The 17,585-nt window shown below is 72.4% G+C and carries 12 protein-coding genes; 9 read left to right on the forward strand and 3 right to left on the reverse strand.

Translation table 11 applies throughout. The features are described 5' to 3' along the window. The first annotated feature begins 5 nt into the window (after window positions 1-5). The 6 genes from AB0F40_RS01900 to AB0F40_RS01925 all read left to right on the forward strand — a co-directional run bounded on the left by AB0F40_RS01900 (window position 6) and on the right by AB0F40_RS01925 (window position 8,045). The gene (locus tag AB0F40_RS01900) at window positions 6-2,252 is read left to right on the forward strand and encodes a beta-L-arabinofuranosidase domain-containing protein (protein WP_357463290.1); all 2,247 of its coding nucleotides are present in this window, start codon (window positions 6-8) and stop codon (window positions 2,250-2,252) included. Then, entirely contained in the window at window positions 2,249-4,189 is a 1,941-nt protein-coding gene (locus AB0F40_RS01905) for an Ig-like domain-containing protein (RefSeq protein WP_357463294.1), read from the forward strand. Before AB0F40_RS01900 ends, AB0F40_RS01905 begins: the two co-directional genes overlap by 4 nt. A 28-nt stretch (window positions 4,190-4,217) precedes the next feature. Further along, complete coding sequence (locus tag AB0F40_RS01910; protein WP_357463297.1) at window positions 4,218-4,844, forward strand: hypothetical protein; 627 nt, start codon at window positions 4,218-4,220, stop codon at window positions 4,842-4,844. 94 nt (window positions 4,845-4,938) lie between these two features. Further along, complete coding sequence (locus tag AB0F40_RS01915; protein ID WP_357463300.1) at window positions 4,939-5,979, forward strand: DUF916 domain-containing protein; 1,041 nt, start codon at window positions 4,939-4,941, stop codon at window positions 5,977-5,979. A 132-nt stretch (window positions 5,980-6,111) separates the two neighbouring features. Next, the gene (locus AB0F40_RS01920) at window positions 6,112-7,542 is read left to right on the forward strand and encodes a gluconate:H+ symporter (RefSeq protein WP_357463303.1); all 1,431 of its coding nucleotides are present in this window, start codon (window positions 6,112-6,114) and stop codon (window positions 7,540-7,542) included. Then, window positions 7,539-8,045 carry a gluconokinase gene (locus tag AB0F40_RS01925; RefSeq protein ID WP_357463306.1) on the forward strand — a complete coding sequence of 169 codons (507 nt, stop codon included), beginning with the start codon at window positions 7,539-7,541 and terminating at the stop codon, window positions 8,043-8,045. Before AB0F40_RS01920 ends, AB0F40_RS01925 begins: the two co-directional genes overlap by 4 nt. 39 nt (window positions 8,046-8,084) lie before the next feature. Here the strand turns inward: AB0F40_RS01925 and AB0F40_RS01930 are convergent, their stop codons facing one another. Beyond that, window positions 8,085-9,380 (reverse strand): cytochrome P450, encoded by a 1,296-nt coding sequence (locus tag AB0F40_RS01930; protein ID WP_357463309.1) that lies wholly within the window; start codon window positions 9,378-9,380, stop codon window positions 8,085-8,087. Window positions 9,381-9,550: 170 nt separating this feature from the next. Between AB0F40_RS01930 and AB0F40_RS01935 the strand changes: the two genes are divergently transcribed. After that, a complete protein-coding gene (locus AB0F40_RS01935) occupies window positions 9,551-10,750 on the forward strand; it encodes a sulfotransferase (protein ID WP_357463312.1) in 1,200 nt (399 codons plus the stop codon). Window positions 10,751-10,824: 74 nt separating this feature from the next. Here the strand turns inward: AB0F40_RS01935 and serA are convergent, their stop codons facing one another. After that, a complete protein-coding gene (gene serA, locus AB0F40_RS01940; RefSeq protein WP_357463315.1) occupies window positions 10,825-12,063 on the reverse strand; it encodes a phosphoglycerate dehydrogenase in 1,239 nt (412 codons plus the stop codon). Window positions 12,064-12,131: 68 nt separating this feature from the next. Continuing rightward, the gene (locus AB0F40_RS01945; protein ID WP_357463318.1) at window positions 12,132-14,387 is read right to left on the reverse strand and encodes an AAA family ATPase; all 2,256 of its coding nucleotides are present in this window, start codon (window positions 14,385-14,387) and stop codon (window positions 12,132-12,134) included. A gap of 121 nt (window positions 14,388-14,508) precedes the next feature. Here AB0F40_RS01945 and AB0F40_RS01950 point away from each other — a divergent pair, with 121 nt between their 5' ends. Then, window positions 14,509-15,891, forward strand: a complete 1,383-nt coding sequence (locus AB0F40_RS01950; protein WP_357463321.1) for a fused response regulator/phosphatase — start codon at window positions 14,509-14,511, stop codon at window positions 15,889-15,891. After that, window positions 15,888-17,537: an ATP-binding protein gene (locus AB0F40_RS01955; protein ID WP_357463324.1), complete on the forward strand. Its 1,650-nt coding sequence runs from the start codon at window positions 15,888-15,890 to the stop codon at window positions 17,535-17,537. The genes AB0F40_RS01950 and AB0F40_RS01955 overlap by 4 nt, the downstream gene beginning before the upstream one ends. The last annotated feature ends 48 nt before the right edge of the window (window positions 17,538-17,585 follow it).

Consider the following 17,585-nt stretch of genomic DNA (forward strand, 5'->3'; position numbering starts at 1 on the left):
CCAGCATGCACAGTGCACCAGAGACACCCGGCGTCTCCCGCCGGTCGCTGCTCCGGATCGGCGCAGCCGGCCTCGCCGGGGGCGCAGCCGCCCTCGGCCTCGCCGGCGGGGTGGCCTCGGCCTCGCCGCCCGTGGCGGCGGCGGCCGCTGCCCGGCTACCACGCCGGTACCTGCGCCTCCTCGACCGCTCCCCGGTCTCGGACCGCTGGCTCGCGACACCGTTCCCGCTCGCCGACGTCACCCTCGCGCCGAGCGTCGCCACCCGGTCCCAGGACCAGCTTCTGCACCTGCTTCGGGTGTACCCGGTGGACCGGGTCCTCGCGGTCTTCCGGCGCAACGCGGGACTCGACACGCGGGGCGCCAACCCGCCCGGCGGCTGGGAGGGCTTCGGCCACGAGAACGAGGAGCCCTGGGGCCCGGACGACTACCCGGGCCGGGCCAACGTCCAGACCGCCAACCTCCTGCGCGGGCACTACGGCGGGCACTTCCTGTCCGCCCTCGCGCTCGCGTGGGCGTCCACCGGCGAGCAGGTGTTCAAGGACAAGGTGGACGAGGTCGTCGCCGGGCTGGGCGAGGTCCAGGCGGCGCTCGCGGAGACGGGCCGGTTCACCCACCCCGGCTTCCTCGCCGCGTACGGCGAGTGGCAGTTCAGCCAGCTCGAGAAGTACGCGCCGTACGGCGAGATCTGGGCGCCCTACTACACCTGCCACAAGATCATGGCGGGCCTGCGGGACGCCTACCAGGTCGCCGACAGCGACCAGGCCCTGGAGATCCTGACGCCGATGGCGGACTGGGTCGCCAGCCGGCTCGACCCGCTGCCCGCCGACCAGCTGACGCGGATGTGGGGCATCTACATCGCCGGCGAGTACGGGGGCATGAACGAGGTGCTCTGCGACCTCGCGGCGATCACGGGCGAGGACAAGTACGTCGCCACCGCCGGCAAGTTCGACCTGACCCCGCTGGTCGACGCCTGCGCAGAGGGCACCGACACCCTGAACGGCAAGCACGCGAACCAGCACATCCCGCAGTTCCCCGGCTACCTCAAGGCCTACGAGCAGACGGGGGAGCAGCGGTACCTCGACGCCGTCACCGGGTTCTGGGGCATGGTCGTACCTGGCCGGACCTACGCCCACGGCGGGCACGGGGAGGGCGAGCTGTTTGGGCCGCCCGACACCGTCGCCGGCGACATCGGCGCCCGGAACGCCGAGACGTGCGGCACCTACAACATGCTCAAGCTGTCCCGCCTGCTGTACCTGCACACGCTCGAACCCACGTACCTGGAGTACTACGAGCGCGGCCTGCTCAACCACATCGTGGGCTCCAAGCGGAACACGCAGTCCGACACCAGCCCCGACGTCACCTACATGTACGGCGTGAACCCCGGCACCCGCAGGGAGTACGGCAACACGGGCACCTGCTGCGGCGGTACCGGGCTGGAGAACCACGTCAAGTACGCGGACACGGTGTACCTGCGGTCCGCCGACGGCACGGCGCTGCACGTCAACCTCTACCTCGCCTCGACGCTGGACTGGCCCGAGCGCGGGCTGCGCGTGGTCCAGGAGACGGAGTACCCGAAGGCCGGCTCGACCCGCCTCACGTTCGAGGGGTCGGGCGAGCTCGACCTGCGCCTGCGCGTGCCCGGCTGGGTGCGCAAGGGGTTCACCGTCCAGGTCAACGGCGCGGTCCAGGACCTGGACGCCGTCCCGGGCACCTACGTGAGCATCGCCCGCACCTGGGCGTCCGGTGACGTGGTCGACGTCGACATGCCGTTCAGCGTCCGGGCCGTGCCGACCGTCGACGACCCGGCGGTCCAGAGCATCGAGTGGGGCCCCACCGTCCTGCTCGTACGGGACCCCACCACGAGCTACCTCGACATCTCCCTCTACAACCACATGGGCCTCGACGGCACCCTCGACAGCGCCTTCGAGGCGACCGGCGACGGCTACTTCCGGCTCGGGGACCGCGTCCTCGAACCCGCGTGGTCCGGCGACCACACGACGTACCACATGTACGTGCGCCGCACGGAGCCACGCGTCGTGTTCGCGGGCCTGGACAGCGGGGTGGCGAACGCCGCCCGCCCCGACGGCACCACGCTGCTCGACGCCGTATGGGCCGACGGCGGGTTCGCCACCCGGGGCGAGTTCCTCGCCCAGGTGCAGGGCGTCACCGAACAGTTCACCGACCAGGGCCTGATCAGCCGGCGCGACGCCCAGCGCGTCCTGCTCACCGCGGGCAAGGCGAGGATGGCATGACCACACCACACAGAGTCGCCGGGCGCCGCGTGACCGCCGTCGTCGGCGCGCTCGTCCTCGCGCTGACGAGCCTGACCTCCGCCGTGGCGGCGCCGTCCGCTCCGGCGACGGCCGCCGGGACCACCGCGGCGGAGCCGGCCAACGTCGCACCCCTCGCCACGCCGAGCGCCAGCTACACCGCCTCGTGGAACCGCGTCGCCGCCGTGAACGACGGCGAAGGCGTGAGCACCGGCGGCTCCCACGAGGACACCTGGGCGACCTGGGGCGAGGACCCACGCCCGGCCAGCCAGTGGCTCGAGTACACGTGGGAGGCGCCCGTCCGGATCGACCGGTCGACCGTACGGTTCTGGTCCGACGGGACGGAGGCGAACGGCGACAACGTGCGCGTCCCCACCTCCTGGACGATCCAGTACTGGGACCAGGACGCCGAGACATTCGCTGACCTGCCCGCGCCGAGCGGCTTTCCCACGGACCGCCTGGGGCTGAACGAGACCACCTTCGAGCCCGTGACGACCACCCGGCTGCGGGCCACGTTCCAGGCGCTCGCGGGCGGTCCGGACGAGACCCACTCGGCGGTCGGGGTGTCCGAGTGGGAGGTCTGGGGGACCGGGGGCGTCGTCGAGCCCGAGCCGGAGGACCCGTTCGGTCCGATCGACCACACACCGGTGCACGTGCCGACACAGGTGGGCGTGCTGCCAGAGCTGCCGACGCAGCTCGACGCCGTCTACGAGGACGGCCGGGTCGTGCGGGTCCCGGTGACCTGGGCGGACGTCACGGCCGACGACGTCGCGGAGCCCGGATCGTTCGCCGTCACCGGGACGTCGCCCGACCTGGTGGAGCCGCTCGGCGGCACCGTGTACGTGCGCGACGGCGATCCCGGGCCGGTCGTCGCGGTTGACAACGTCGCGGTGGTCACCCTCGCGGGCACCGCGCCCGTGCTCCCGCCGGCCGTGACCGCCGAGTACGAGGACGGGACGCGCGACAGCCGGATCCCCGTCACCTGGGCCGACGTCGACGCGGGCGACTACGCCGAGGCCGGCGGCATGTTCTTCGTCGACGGCGCGGTCGAGGGAACCGACGTGCCGGCCGAGGCCGTGGTGTTCGTGCTCGAGCCGGACACGGCGCAGGACACGACGGCGCCGCAGGTCACCCTGACCGCAGACCCGGCGGCGGCGCCGTCGGGCTGGTACCTGCGGCCGGTCACCGTCACGGTGCGGGCGAGCGACAACCGGGACCCGGACCCACGGGTCGAGGTGGCTGTCGACGGAGCCGAGCCTGTCCCGTACACGGGGCCGATCATCCTGGACGGCGACGGCACGCACAGCGTGCGCGTCGTGGCGACGGACGCGGCGGGCAATGTCGGCGAGGCGGAGCGGGAGCTGCGCGTGGACACCACCGCGCCGGTGACCACCTCGAGCGTCGAGAACCTCGGCTCGAGCGTCGAGATCACGCTGGAGGCCACCGACGGCGACGGGTCCGGCGTCGACCGGATCCAGTGGGAGGGTCCTGGGACGTTCTGGGGCACCTACACCGGGCCGTTCACCCGGACGCTGACGGACGCTGAGCAGGTCATCGAGTTCGCGGCCACCGACTCAGCGGGCAACCCGGAGGAGCGCCGGTCGCTGACCCTGCCCGCGGCCGAGGCAGAGCTGCCCATCACAGCAGAGGCGTCCGCCCGTTGTGTGGCGGGCACCGTCCATGTCGCCGTCCGGGCGGTCAACGGGGCGGACGTCCCCGTGGACGTCGTGCTGACCACCGAGCACGGCTCACGCGAGGTGACCGGCGTGGAGCCGGGCGACAGTGCGTACCAGTCGTTCGCGACCCGCGTCGCCGCGGTGCCGGAGGGCACCGCGTCGGTGAGCGCCACGGGCACGGTCGACGGCTCCGAGGTCACCGTCCGGCACGACCTCACCGTCGCCGCACTGTCCTGCGCCTGATCACGAACCACGAAGAGAAAGAGGCACCATGATGAACCGCCACACCACCCGACGGATCGCAGCGGCAGCGGCGACCCTGGCAGTCGCGACGGTCGGTGGTCTAGCGACCACGGCCATGGCCGCGGAGGGCGACGACACCGGTGTCGGTCTGTCCGTGACCATCGAGGACAACACCCCGGGCGCCCTGAGCATGTCGGTGGCCCCGAACGACGGCGTCGTCCTCGCGGAGGAGGGCTCCGACGCAGAGGCCCGCCAGTTCGTGGGCAGCCTGCCCACGGTCACTGTCGCCGACACCCGTGATGCCGAGGACGTGCCGGAGGGCTCGTACTGGGCGGTCGTCGGTCAGGCGAGCGAGTTCACCGCCGAGGGGCGCGAGCCGATCGGCCCCGAGTACCTCGGCTGGGCACCGCGCCTGCTGACGCCGTCGCCGTCGGGAGACGTCGCCGCGGGCGAGCCGGTGTCCAGCGTGCTCCCGGACGGCTCGGGCGGTGCCGCCGTCGGTCTCGAAGGCCAGGAGCTCCTCCTGTCCACCTGGGCCGCGGGCTCCGAGGCGGGTCCGTGGGACGTGACCGCGGACCTGACCCTGCGCACGCCGGCTGACGTGCCGCACGGCGAGTACTCCTCGGTCCTGACGCTCTCCCTCTTCGAGGGCTGACCAACCACCTCGTTGAGTGCTGGATATCTGCTCTCGATCGGCTCCGACGCGCACAGATATCCAGCACTCAACCAAGTTCTCCGGAGGGTCGTCGATGTACATCCACACCGTGGCCAGGGGCGCCGTCGCACTGGTCACCATGGCGCTGGTGGTGACGGCGCCCGCGTCCGCGGCGGCGTCCGCACCGGCGCACACGGCCGACGACGACCGCATCACCTGGTCGGTCGTGCCTGCGGACGCGTCCGGCCCGGATGGGCGTCGCATCGTCGAGCTGGAGCTCGAGCCCGGCGAGCGGGCGACCGAGCATGTGGCCGTGAGCAACCACTCGGCGGACGAGGTGACGTTCGCGCTGTCGGCGAACGACGGGTACCTGACCGAGCGGGGCAGCTTCGACATGCGGCCGTCGTCGGTCCCGCCCACCGACGGCGGAACGTGGATCACGATGCCCTCCGAGGTGGTCGTCGGGCCGGGCGAGACAGAGGTGGTGTCCTTCGGCGTCACGGCGCCCGCCGACGCCGTACCCGGTGACCATCCGGCAGGCGTCGCCGCCTCGGTGCTGTCGGGCGATGAGCTGCAGGTGGAGTCGCGGGTGGGGGTCCGTGTGAACCTGCGCAGCCCTGGAGAGGCGGTCGCCTCGATGGACGCCGAGCTGCTCGACATGTCCTTCACCCAGGGTCAAGGCCTGCTCGAACCCGGCGCGGTCGTGGTGCGGTACGCCGTCGTCAACGACGGGACGGTCGCGCTGCGCGCGGCGTCGCGGGGGAGCGCGGAGAGCGCGTTCGGCGGTCCGGGCGCGGTCGCGGCCGCCGGCGAGCCGGCCGAGGTGCTGCCCGGCGGCCGCCGCGAGGTGACCGTGACGGTGCCGGGCGTGTGGCCCGTGGGGCCGTTCGACGTCGAGGCCGTCGTCAGCGCCGCCGTGGTGGAGGGCGGTCCGGACGTGCCAGTGCCCGCCGACGTCACTCTCGCCGACACCGTGTGGGCCCTGCCGCTGCCGCACCTCCTGGTGCTGCTCGCCCTGGCGCTCGTCGCATGGGCGGCGCGCCGGGCACTCCGCGTGCGCAGGGCCCGGCTCGACCGCCTGCTCGAGCGGGCTCGCGCCGAGGGGCGTGCGGAGGCCATGGCGCCGGCCGGCTGACCCCGTGGGGTCCCCACCGCACACGGCAGCGACCTGGCGAGACACTCCGTAGCGCTGCCTTGCCGGCGCGATCTGCCCTGCTACTGTCGGGACGATCATGCAGCACCGAGGAATGACCGCGAGGAGGCGGCGATGACCGAGATAGAGCCGGTCTACGGGGCAGGCACCTTGCTCCTGATCGCAGCGGCGGCGGTAGCTCTGCTCCTGTTCCTGATCATCCGGCTCAAGCTCCATGCGTTCGTCGCGCTCGTGCTGGTCAGCCTGCTCACCGCGGTCGCCGCCGGGATCCCCGTCGCGGACATCCCCGATGCGCTGCTGAGCGGGTTCAGCGGGACGCTGGGCTCGGTGGCGCTGCTCGTGGGATTCGGCGTCATGGTCGGCAGGCTGCTGGAGACCACTGGTGGCGCGCAGGTCCTGGCCGACACGCTCATCGCGCGGTTCGGTGAGAAGCACGCGCCGCTCGCCCTCGGTGTCGCCGCTCTCATCTTCGGCTTCCCGATCTTCTTCGACGCCGGCCTGGTGGTGTTCCTGCCGATCATCTTCACCGTCGCGCGACGGTTCGGTGGCGGCATCCTGCGCTACGGGCTGCCCACGGCCGGAGCCTTCGCGGTCATGCACGCCGTGGTGCCGCCGCACCCCGGGCCCGTGGCGGCCGCGGACCTGCTGGGCGGGAACATCGGCCTCACGCTCCTCCTGGGCGTTCCCGTAGCGATCGGCGCCTGGTTCCTCGGCGTCCACTACGTGGCCCGCTACCTGGGCGCCCGGTACCGCGTCGACGTCCCCGACGCCGTGTTCGGCCGGATGAACGGCGGCCGCGACGACGGCGCGGAGGGTGGTACGGACGGCGGCGGGTCGACAGCCACCGCCACCCAGGCCCCGCCCCGGTTCGGCACCGTGCTGCTCATCCTGCTCCTGCCCCTGGTGCTGATCTCGCTCAACACCGTCGTCAGCACCCTGATCACAGCCGGCACCATCGCCGAGGACGCGGTCTGGGCCAACACCCTGACGCTGATCGGGCAGACGCCCATCGCCCTGCTCCTCACCGTGCTCGTCGCGCTCGCCGCCCTGTCGCGCGGCCGGTTCTCGATGGCACAGGCGACCAGCATCCTGGACGACTCGCTCGGACCGATCTGCTCGATCATCCTCATCACCGGTGCCGGCGGGATGTTCGGCGGGGTGCTCCGGGCCAGCGGCATCGGCTCGGCGCTCACCGAGTCGCTGTCCGGCCTGGGCATCCCGATCCTCCTGCAGGCGTTCTTCATCGCGACGGTGCTCCGGGTCGCGCAGGGCTCGGCGACCGTCGCCCTGACGACGACGGCCGGGCTGATCTCGGCGCAGGTGGCGGCCGAGGGCCTCAGCGACGTGAAGATCACGCTCCTGGTGTTCGCCGTGGCCGCGGGTGCGACCGTGCTGTCCCACGTCAACGACTCCGGGTTCTGGCTCGTGAGCAGGTTCTTCGGCATGGACGTCAAGACGACGCTCAAGACCTGGACCGTGCTGGAGACGACGCTGGGCGTCGCCATCTTCCTGATCGCCGCGCTGCTCTGGCTCGTGACCGGATGAGCCGGCCGCGCCACCTCGTCGTCATGGGCGTCACCGCGACGGGCAAGACCACCGTCGGCCGCGCGCTCGCGGAGGCGATCGGCGGCGTGTTCGTCGAGGGCGACACGTTCCACCCGCCCGCGAACATCGAGAAGATGTCGGCAGGGACTCCCCTCGACGACGACGACCGGCGCCCGTGGCTGCGGGCGCTGGCCGGCGAGATCGCACGGATCGACGCGGCAGGCGAGCTCTCCGTCACCGCCTGCTCGGCGCTGCGCCGGCCGTACCGCGACTGGCTGCGCGAGGGCCACGCCGGTCTGTTCTTCGTGCATCTCGACTCGACGTTCGACGTCCTGCTCGACCGGATGAAGCGCCGGACCCACTTCATGCCGCCGTCGCTCCTGCAGTCCCAGCTCGACACCCTGGAACCCCTGGAGCCGGACGAGGCGGGTGCCGTCATCGACGACAACCAGACCGTCGACGCCGTGATCGCGGACGCGCTCGCCGCGGTCCGGGCGGCCTGACGGCCCGGTCACCCACCACCGGCAGGTCGCCCCAGAGGCCTACCGTGCGAGCTCGGGCGAGTCCGGTGGCCAGGCTCCGGGCGAGGGCTGGCTGAGCGGGGACGGGAAGGTCACCGGCAGCCGAGCGGGGAAGCGCATCCAGGGGCTGGTCGCCCACTCGACCTTGTCGGGGTCGCCGACGAGCGTCACCTGCAGGCGCTGCAGCAGCTCCGCGACCGCGATCCGCGCGATGACCCGCCCGAGTCGCGGCGCGGGGCAGCGGTGCGGGCCCGCGCCGAACGACAGGTAGGCGCGGTTGCCCACGGTGTCCCACGGGTCGGCGGACTGGACCAGCGGGTCGTGGTTGGCCGCGTGCACCCCGACGACGACCGCCGCCCCGCGCTCGATCAGCTTGTCGCCGATCGTCACCTCGCGCGTGGCGAACCGCGGCATGAGGTTGGGGTTGGTCGTCGAGCGCCACAGCACCTCGTCGAGCGCGTCGTCGATGTGCAGCCGACCGCCGGAGACCCGGTTCGAGAACCGCGGGTCGCTCAGCACCAGTGCGAGGGTCTGTGCCACCCAGGCCAGCAGCGACTCGTTGGCAGCGAGGGTGATGGCGGTGAGCGTCTGAGCCCGTTCCAGGTCGCTCTCGAAGTTGTCGTGCACGGCCAGGACCCCGGCGATGTCCTGGGTGCCGAGCTTCCTGCTGTGGGCGATGTGCCCGGTGACGATCTCCAGCAGCTCGACGGTCCGCTCCCGGGCCGCGGCGCCGGACTCGAAGATCGCCCGGGTGATCTCCTGCAGGCGCTGCGCCTGTCCTGGTTCGAGCCCGTCCAGCTCGGACAGCACGAGGAACGGGACGACCGCCGCGTACTCGGCGACCAGGTCGGCGCGACCGCGGTCCTCGAACCGGTCGATCAGCATCCCGCACAGCCGGCGGGTGATCGCCGCCGCGCGCGCCTCGTCGACCTGCGACAGCGCTTCGTCGACGGGCGGCCGCATGCGACCGTGCTTGGCGCCATCGGCGTCGGCGAGCGTGGGTTTCGGGGCGCGGGGGAGCATCAGATGGAGCGCCGACTGCGGTCCGAGCAGGTCCTCGGCGTGCCCGTGCCAGATCGACGGGTCCTTGATGAAGGTGCGGTCGTCCCGCAGCACGCCGACCGCCTCGTTGTGGCCGAGGACCAGCCACGCAGGTACGTCTGGCTCCAGGTCGACCGGGGCGACGGAGCCCCAGCGCTCGCGCAGCCGCTCGTACACGGTGTTCGCGTCGGCTGCCGTGGTGGTCTCCACGAGAAGCGTGCGGTCGGTCGCGTCGCGCAGCCGCACCAGCGGTTCCGACGGCGGTCGTGCGATCACGGTTCCCCTCTCGTCGGCGCCCTGGGCCGGGTCATGTGACGCCGGGGGCAAGCCCTCGCTCGGGATGCTAACGGACGAATGCTCAGGAGGCGCCACCAGTTGGGTCACGATCCGGGTCGGCAGTGCCGGGTCGCTTGTCGCCGGGCGGCGGTCTCGGCAGGATGTGCGGCATGCCCCAGGCCACACCGCTGCTCCGACTCCTCAACGTGCTGCTCGCCCCGGGTATGCGCACCCGCAAGGATCCCGACGCCGTCTTCGACCGCCTGCTCGAGGAGGTGCAGCGGGGCCGGGTGCCGCTCGGCGCCGACGACCTGGCCGAGGTCGACGGCCTGCGCCTGCTCCTCGCCGACCACGCAGGCAACCCGGACCTGAGCGGTCTCGGCTGGATGAGCACCCAGGACCAGATCCGCGACCGGCTGCGCAACCGGGCCGCCGTCCACGACATCCAGGCGAACCACCCCGAGGTGCGGGACGAGCCGGTGACGGCTCCCGTGTTCGTCGTGGGGCTGCCCCGCACGGGGACCACGCTGACCTACAACCTGATCGCACGCAGCCCCGGCAACCGGGGCCCGAAGCTGTGGGAGATGAACAACCTCGGCCTCCCGCGCCCCGCGGCGGAGCGCGAGAAGCTGATCGCCGCGGCGCGCAAGCGGTACGCGGTGGTCGGCAAGGTCAGCCCCGGCTGGGCGCACCTCCACCCCCTGATCGCCGACGGCGAGGAGGAGGACTTCATGCTGCGGGCCCACACCGAGATGTACGCCACGTGGGGACCCGCACCGCGCTACCTGGACTACGTGGCGAGCGCGGACCTCACCGACGACTTCCGGTTCCTCCGTGCCGCCCTCCAGGTCATGGCGGCCGGCGAGGCCCCGGCGCACTGGGTCCTCAAGCACCCGATGGACCTGTGGCGGATGCCCGAGATCCTGCGGGCCTTCCCGGACGCGCGGTTCGTCTGGACGCATCGCGCTCCCGCGGCCGCCGTCGCCTCCGGCTGCTCGATGGCCGAGGCGACGCACATGATGTACATCAAGCCGGGCCGCATCGACCTGGACCGGATCGGCAAGGAGTGGCTGGACATCTCCGCCGGTGGGGTGGAGCGCGCGATCAAGCTGCGGGAGGAGCTCCCCGGCGACGCGGTGATCGACGTCGTCTACGACGACCTGCTCGCCGACCCGAAGGCGGTCATGCACGGGGTCTTCGACCGCCTGGACCTCACCTGGGGCGAGACCGACGACGCCAACCTCGCAGCATCGCTCGACCGGACCGGCCACCGCCCCCACGCGTACACGCTGGAGCGCTACGGCCTAGACGAGGCCCAGGTGACGAAGGCGTTCGCGTCGTACAAGATCCCGCCGTCCACCCTCACCTGAACAACCCGTTGAGTGCGTGATATTTGCGCCGCTGACCCGGTCAGCGGCGCAAATATCACGCACTCAACGGGGCGTCAGCGGGCGGCCGGGCCCGGGGGGAACTCCGGGCGGTCGAAGGCGTCACGGATGCGGAGTCGGATCGTCGCGTCCAGCGCCTGGAGCTTCGCCGAGGCGCCCCGCTCGGTCACGTCCGAGATGTCCGTGACCACGTAGCCGATGTCACCACGCGTGGCGAGCATCTGGCCCTCGATGTTGGCGCCGTGGTCGGCGAAGATCTGGTTCACCGTGGCCAGCACGCCCGGCACGTTGCGGTGCAGCAGCGCGATGCGGCCCACGCCCGTCGGCTCGAGCTGGAGGTTCGGCAGGTTGACGCTCAGCGTGGTCGAGCCCGCGGTCACGTAGTCGCGCAGCTTCTTCGCGACGAACCCGCCGATCGACTCCTGCGCCTCCTCGGTGGAGCCGCCCACGTGGGGCGTGAGGATCACGTTGGGCAGACCGCGCAGGACCGACTCGAAGGCGTCGCCGCGCTTCTTGGGCTCCGCCGGGAAGACGTCGACGGCGGCCCCCGAGAGGTGCCCCGACGTGATGTGCTCGGCCAGCGAGTCGACATCGACCACGAACCCGCGGCACAGGTTGAGGAAGATCGCGTCCTGCTTCATGCGGGCGAACTGCTTGGCCCCGAACAGGCCGGCGTTCCCGGAGCGCCCGTCGACGTGCAGCGTCACGATGTCCGCCGTCTCGAGCAGCTCGTCGAGCGTCTCGACGCGACGTGCGTTACCGAGCGCCAGCTTCTCCGCGGTGTCGTAGAAGATGACGGACAGGCCGAGGTTCTCGGCGAGCACGGAGAGCTGCGAGCCGATGTTTCCGTAGCCGACGATGCCGAGCGTGCGGCCACGCACCTCGTGCGAGCCCTCGGCCGACTTGTCCCACACGCCCGAGTGCAGGGAGCGGTCACGCTCCGTCATCCGGCGGGTGAGCGAGATGATCTCGGCGATGGCCAGCTCCACCACGGACCGGGTATTGGAGAACGGCGCGTTGAACACGGCGACGCCCCGGTTGGCCGCGGCGGTCAGGTTGATCTGGTTGGTGCCGATGCTGAAGGCGCCGACGCCGACGAGGCTCGTCGCCTCGGAGAGCACGCGCGCCGTCACCTCGGACTTGGATCGGATACCCAGCAGCTGGACGCCGTCGAGGGCGGCGATCAGCTCGTCCTCGTCAAGGGCGCCCTTGCGGTAGTCGACCTCGTACCCGGCAGATTCCAGGATCGGGACGGAGGTGGGGTGGACGTTCTCGAGGAGAAGGGCTCGCTGCACGAGCCCATGGTGCGCCAGGGCCGCAGGAAGCAACAGTCACGTCCCGCCTGCTGGGACGCGCCGTGGTCTCAGAAGCCTTCCGGGAGGTCTCGGGCGTGCACGACGACGAGGCGCTGCGTCGGACGAGTCATCGCCACGTAGAGGTCGCTGGTCCCGCCGGCGCCCTCGGCGATCGCCGCCGGCTCCACCAGCACGACGGCGTCGAACTCCAGCCCCTTGGTCTGGCGCGGTGCGAGCACGGTGAACTGGGCGTCCTCCGGGCGCTGCGCCGAGAGCCGGGCGGCCTCAGCGGCCCCGACGGCCCCGGGCAGAGCATCCGCGACGGCCTCGGCCAGCCGTCCGACCCCGGCGCCCGGCACCACGACGGCGACCCGGCCCGCGTCGGGCCCCACGAGCTCCTTGACGAGGCCGAGCGCCTCGGCGAGCACAGCGTCGACGTCCGGCAGGCCGTCCGCGCCGGGGGAGGTGCGTACCGCGACGAGGGAGTCCTCGACGTCGCGCGCCGCGCGGAGCTCCGAGACGGGCAGCCCGGCGAAACGCGCGACCCGCTGGGCGGTGTCGGCGACGGTGGACGGCGTCCGGTAGGAGACGGTGAGCTCGGACAGCCGCCACCCGTCGCGCAGCAGGGGAGTGAGCATGCGGTCCCAGTTGCGCGCACCAGCTGCCGAGGAAGTCTGGGCGACGTCGCCGACGATGGTCATCGACCGGGTCGGTACCCGCCGCACCAGCGACCGCCAGGCCATGGGGGACAGCTCCTGCGCCTCGTCGACCACCACGTGGCCGTAGGTCCAGGCGCGGTCGCCCGCGGCGCGCTCGGCAGTCGTCAGGGACGGGCCTGTCGCCGTGAAGCGGGAGGCGAGCGTCTCGGCGTCGACCAGGCCGTCGCCCGCGCCGGTCGCGGACAGCACGCTCCGGGCGTACTCGACCTCGCGTGCCTGCTCGGCCTCGCGGTGTCGGGCCTCGGCCAGGGCCACGGAGTCGTCCTCCCCGAGCAGCTCGTACGCCTCGTCGAGGATCGGCACGTCGGACTCGGTCCACGGCGCTCCGGCGTCCCGCTGCAGGAGGCGGCGCTCGCGCGCGGTGAGCTCCGGCGCGGCCTCGGCCAGCCGGTGCGGCTTGGTGTACAGGTCGGTGACCAGCTTCTCGGGCGTGATGGGGAGCCACGCGATGTTCAGCGCCACGCGGACGTCGCGGTCCGAGCGGAGGTCCTCGAACACCGACGCGCGGTCCTCGCCCGACAGCGGCGCGTCCGTGAAGTCGCGGTACTGGTCGGTGAGGCGGTCCAGCATGTCGCGCACGAACGCGCCCCGTGCGAGGTTGTGCGGCTTGTGGGTGCGGCGGGCGCGGGCGATCGCGTCGCCGATGTCCCGTGGTCGGATCACGAAGTCGTGCCCCTCGACCCGCACCGCGACCTCCCGCTCGGGCACCCGCTCCCTTGCGCGCACCGCCCGGCGGATGATCTTGCGCCACAGGAGCAGTCCCTTGAGCCGGGCCACCTGCCCCTCGTCGACGGCGGTCGCGCGGATGCCGGGGATGAGGTCGCCGACCGTGGTGGACACCACGCCGGTCTCGCCCAGCGAGGGGAGCACCTGGTCGATGTAGCGCAGGAACGCGCTGGACGGGCCGACGACGAGCACGCCGGAGCGTTCCAGCAGCCGCCGGTGCGCGTACAGGAGGTAGGCGGCGCGGTGCAGCGCCACCGCCGTCTTGCCGGTGCCCGGGCCGCCCTGGACGACGAGCGCGCCGGACAGGTCGGAACGGATGATGCGGTCCTGCTCGGCCTGGATGGTCGCGACGATGTCCGTCATCCGGCCGGTGCGGCCCTGGGCCATCGCGGCGAGCAACGCCCCCTCGCCGGAGAGCGCCTCGGGATCGATCTCGCTGTCGAGGTCCAGCACCTCGTCCTCGAGGCCGGTCACCGAGCGGCCCTTCGTCACCAGGTGCCGACGCCGTCGCACGTCGCCCGGGTGCAGCGCCGTGGCCCGGTAGAACGCCTCGGCCGCAGGGGCGCGCCAGTCGGTCAGCATCGAACGGTGCTCGGTGTCGGTCAGCCCGATGCGCCCGACGTACCGGGTGGCGCCGTCCGAGAGGTCGAGGCGGCCGAAGACCAGCCGGTCCTCGACGGCGTCGAGCTGCGCGGCCCGGTCCTCGTAGAGCGTCGCGAACGCGTCTCGCTCGCTGCGGTTCTGGTGCGTCCCGGTGGAACCCGCCAGGCGGACGTCCCGCAGGCGGTTCGCGGTGGTGCCCCGGAGGGTGTCCAACCGGACGTACATCGTGTCGACGACTGCCTGCTCGTGGGCGAGCTCGCCCGCGATTCCCGTCACGCCATACCTCCGTGGTTCACCAGCGAAAATGCCGCGGTCGCAATCAACCGGCCGACCATTATCGCGCACGTGTCGGCCTGTCCGCTGACACAGCGTCATCTCGCTGGATAGGATCGCCGCCATGGCACTGGGCGGGGCAGGTACTGCGGGGCCCGGAAGAGGGCGCGGACCCGAGGCGCGCCCGTCCTGGATCGACGGGCCGATCTCGGTCCTGCTGGTCGAGGACGACGACGCCGACGCGTTCCTCGTGAGCGAGCTCCTCGCCGACGCCGACGTGGACGCCGACCTACGAGCCGACCTGCACAGGGCCCGGTCCGTGGACGAGGCCCTCGGGGTCCTGTCGATGGTGGCGGTGGACTGCCTGCTGCTCGACCTCGGCCTGCCCGACGCCGAAGGGCTGGGCGCCCTGCGGCGCATCATCGAGGGCATCGAGGTCCTGCCCGTCCAGCCCGCCGTCGTGGTCCTGACGGGCAACACGGCACACGACCTCGGCGCGTCAGCCGTCGCAAACGGGGCCGACGACTACCTGGTCAAGGGCGAGGTGGACGGCGACGGCCTCGCCCGCTGCCTCCGGTACGCGACGCTGCGCCGCCGGTCCGCCGCCCAGCAGATCGCGCTGTACCGCAGCGAGGTGCGCGCGGCGGAGACCACGCGCCTGGAGCGCGCGCTGCTGCCCAAGGAGCTGGTCACCGACGAGAAGGTCTCCGTCATGGTGGGCTACCTGCCCGGCGGGAACGGCCTGCTCGGTGGTGACTTCTTCGACACGGTGGAGCGCCCCGACGGCACGCTCGTCACGGTGATCGGCGACGTGGCAGGGCACGGCCCGGACGAGGCGGCGCTCGGCGCGGCCATGCGGACGGCGTGGCGCACGCTCGTGCTGGCGGACACCCCCGCCGACGACGTCCTGCCGCTGCTGGAGCGGGTGCTCCTGGCCGAGCGCGGCCGACCGGAGGTGTTCGTCACGATCTGCCAGGTGGTGATCGCGCCGGACCGGGGGCGCATGGACGTCTATCTCGCCGGGCACCTGCCACCTCTGCTCGTGGTGCCGAGGACCTCGGCGGAGGCCGCAGTGCTGGTCACCCACCACTGCGAGGAGCTGTCGTCCGCGCGCCGCGGCCGCGCCCTTGGCATACCCGTGGACGGCGGCTGGTCGGCGCACACCGTCGAACTGCCCGAGGTGTGGACGGCCGTGCTCTACACGGACGGGCTCGTCGAGGCGGCCGTCGGCGCCGACCCGAAGGGCACGCCCATCCTGCCGCCCAGCGCGCACGGACGGATGCCGCGGCTCGGCGCGCACGGGCTGCGCAGCGTCGTGGAGCGCGAGATGGACCAGGGCACCGACGAGGTGGTGACCCGCGTGCTGCGCCGCGTGCGCGAGCTGCACGGCGGCCCCCTGGTCGACGACGCGGCGCTGCTCTTCGTCGGCTGGGCCGGGGCCGGTGCGACGGGCCCGGCCGAACGGACCTCGACGCTCGCCGACTCGGTGGAGTGGTCGCGGGCATGACGCTCGTGCCCGCCGAGCACCGGTTCACCGGTGTGTCCATGCGCAGCCGGCTCGCGCGGCTCCTCGGCGCCGTTGCGGCCATGCTCGTGATCGCGCTCGCCGTGGCGGTGCTCGCCCTGGTCCAGTCGCGGGGCCTCGACGCACGGGCCGACGGGCCCTACTACCGGGCGCTGGTCGACGGAGAACGCGCCTCGCTGGCGCTGGGCGACGCCGAGGCGTCGCTGCGCGCCTACCGGGCGACGTGCGACGACGCCGCGCTGGAGCCCTGGACGCGCGCGGTCGGGTCGAGCGGCCGCATCATGCTCCTCGGCGACGTCGAGCGGCGCGCTCTCGAGCCCGACGCCGAGGTGGTGCTCGCCTACAAGGAGGCGAAGCAGCGCACGGACGCCTGGTTCGAGGAGTACGCGGAGCCCGTGGTAGCCGCGGTCGAGGCGGCGCCGGCCGGGCAGATGGCGTGCCGGATGGAGCTCCTCGGCACGGCCCCGGCCGCCGCGGAGGGGGACGCGCTGTACGAGAGCGCGCGCACCGCCGTCGTGCAGTACCTGGCGGAGCTGAGCGCGCAGCGGGACGAGATCGTGGCGACCCGGGCGGTCTGGGAGCAGCTGCTGCTGGGCGCGGTGATCACGCTGGTCTTCGTCGTCGTGCTCATGGGCACGATGATGTGGCTCGCGCTGGAGTCCTGGGTGATCCGCCCGCTGACCGAGCTGACCGCAGGGGTGCGGGTGGTGAGCAGCGGCGAGCTCAGACGGGAGATCACGCCCGTGGGCGCCGGCGAGGTGGCGCTGCTGGCCATGCACGTCGAGACGATGCGCCGGGACCTGGTGCACCAGGTGGAGGAGATCCGGCTGTCCCACCAGGAGGTCGAGAACGCGCACGGTCTGCTCAGCGACAAGACGCGCGAGCTCGAACGGTCCAACCGCGACCTGGAGCAGTTCGCGTACGTGGCGTCGCACGACCTGCAGGAGCCGCTGCGCAAGGTCGCCAGCTTCACCCAGCTCCTGCAGAAGCGGTACGGCGGATCGCTCGACGACCGTGCCGACCAGTACATCGAGTTCGCCGTGGACGGCGCCAAGCGCATGCAGCGGCTCATCCAGGACCTGCTGAGCTTCTCCCGGGTCGGCCGGACGGGTGTGCCGCGCGAGGACGTGGACCTCGAGGTGGTGCTGACGGCCGCGCTGTCCGAGCTGTCCGAGCGGGCCAGGGAGACGGGCGCAGAGATCGTCCACGACCCGATGCCGGAGGTGCACGGCGAGCGCGCCCTGCTGCAGCAGCTGTTCGTGAACCTCGTGGGCAACTCGCTGAAGTTCCGCGACCCCGAGCGGGCGCCGGTGATCCGGATCGAGGTGCGGAGCATGCGCGCGCACTGGGAGATCTCGGTGGTGGACAACGGCATCGGCATCGACGCCCAGTACGCGGAGCGGGTGTTCGTCATCTTCCAGCGGCTGCACCCGCGCGACGAGTACGCGGGCACCGGCATCGGCCTCTCGCTGGTGAAACGCATCGTCGAGTACCACAAGGGCCGGATCTGGATCGAGCCGGCGGCGGGTGGCGGCACCATCGTGCGGTTCACCCTCGCCCGGCGGCAGGGCCAGCCCACGGGCGGGCGGCTTTCGACCGAACGCGCGCAGTCGACTACGCTCGGATGAGGCGGCCTGACCAGGGCCGACGGCGGGGCGCGACGAAGGGTCCTGTCG

It is taken from the genome of Promicromonospora sp. NPDC023987, assembly GCF_040639055.1.
Classification (GTDB): Bacteria; Actinomycetota; Actinomycetes; order Actinomycetales; family Cellulomonadaceae; genus Promicromonospora.

Coding starts and splice junctions, on each gene's coding strand:
- AB0F40_RS01905 (WP_357463294.1), top strand. CDS start 2,249: ATGACCACACCACACAGAGTCGCCGGGCGCCGCGTGACCGCCGTCGTC.
- AB0F40_RS01935 (WP_357463312.1), top strand. CDS start 9,551: ATGCCCCAGGCCACACCGCTGCTCCGACTCCTCAACGTGCTGCTCGCC.
- AB0F40_RS01950 (WP_357463321.1), top strand. CDS start 14,509: ATGGCACTGGGCGGGGCAGGTACTGCGGGGCCCGGAAGAGGGCGCGGA.
- AB0F40_RS01925 (WP_357463306.1), top strand. CDS start 7,539: ATGAGCCGGCCGCGCCACCTCGTCGTCATGGGCGTCACCGCGACGGGC.
- AB0F40_RS01920 (WP_357463303.1), top strand. CDS start 6,112: ATGACCGAGATAGAGCCGGTCTACGGGGCAGGCACCTTGCTCCTGATC.
- AB0F40_RS01910 (WP_357463297.1), top strand. CDS start 4,218: ATGATGAACCGCCACACCACCCGACGGATCGCAGCGGCAGCGGCGACC.
- AB0F40_RS01955 (WP_357463324.1), top strand. CDS start 15,888: ATGACGCTCGTGCCCGCCGAGCACCGGTTCACCGGTGTGTCCATGCGC.
- AB0F40_RS01900 (WP_357463290.1), top strand. CDS start 6: ATGCACAGTGCACCAGAGACACCCGGCGTCTCCCGCCGGTCGCTGCTC.
- AB0F40_RS01915 (WP_357463300.1), top strand. CDS start 4,939: ATGTACATCCACACCGTGGCCAGGGGCGCCGTCGCACTGGTCACCATG.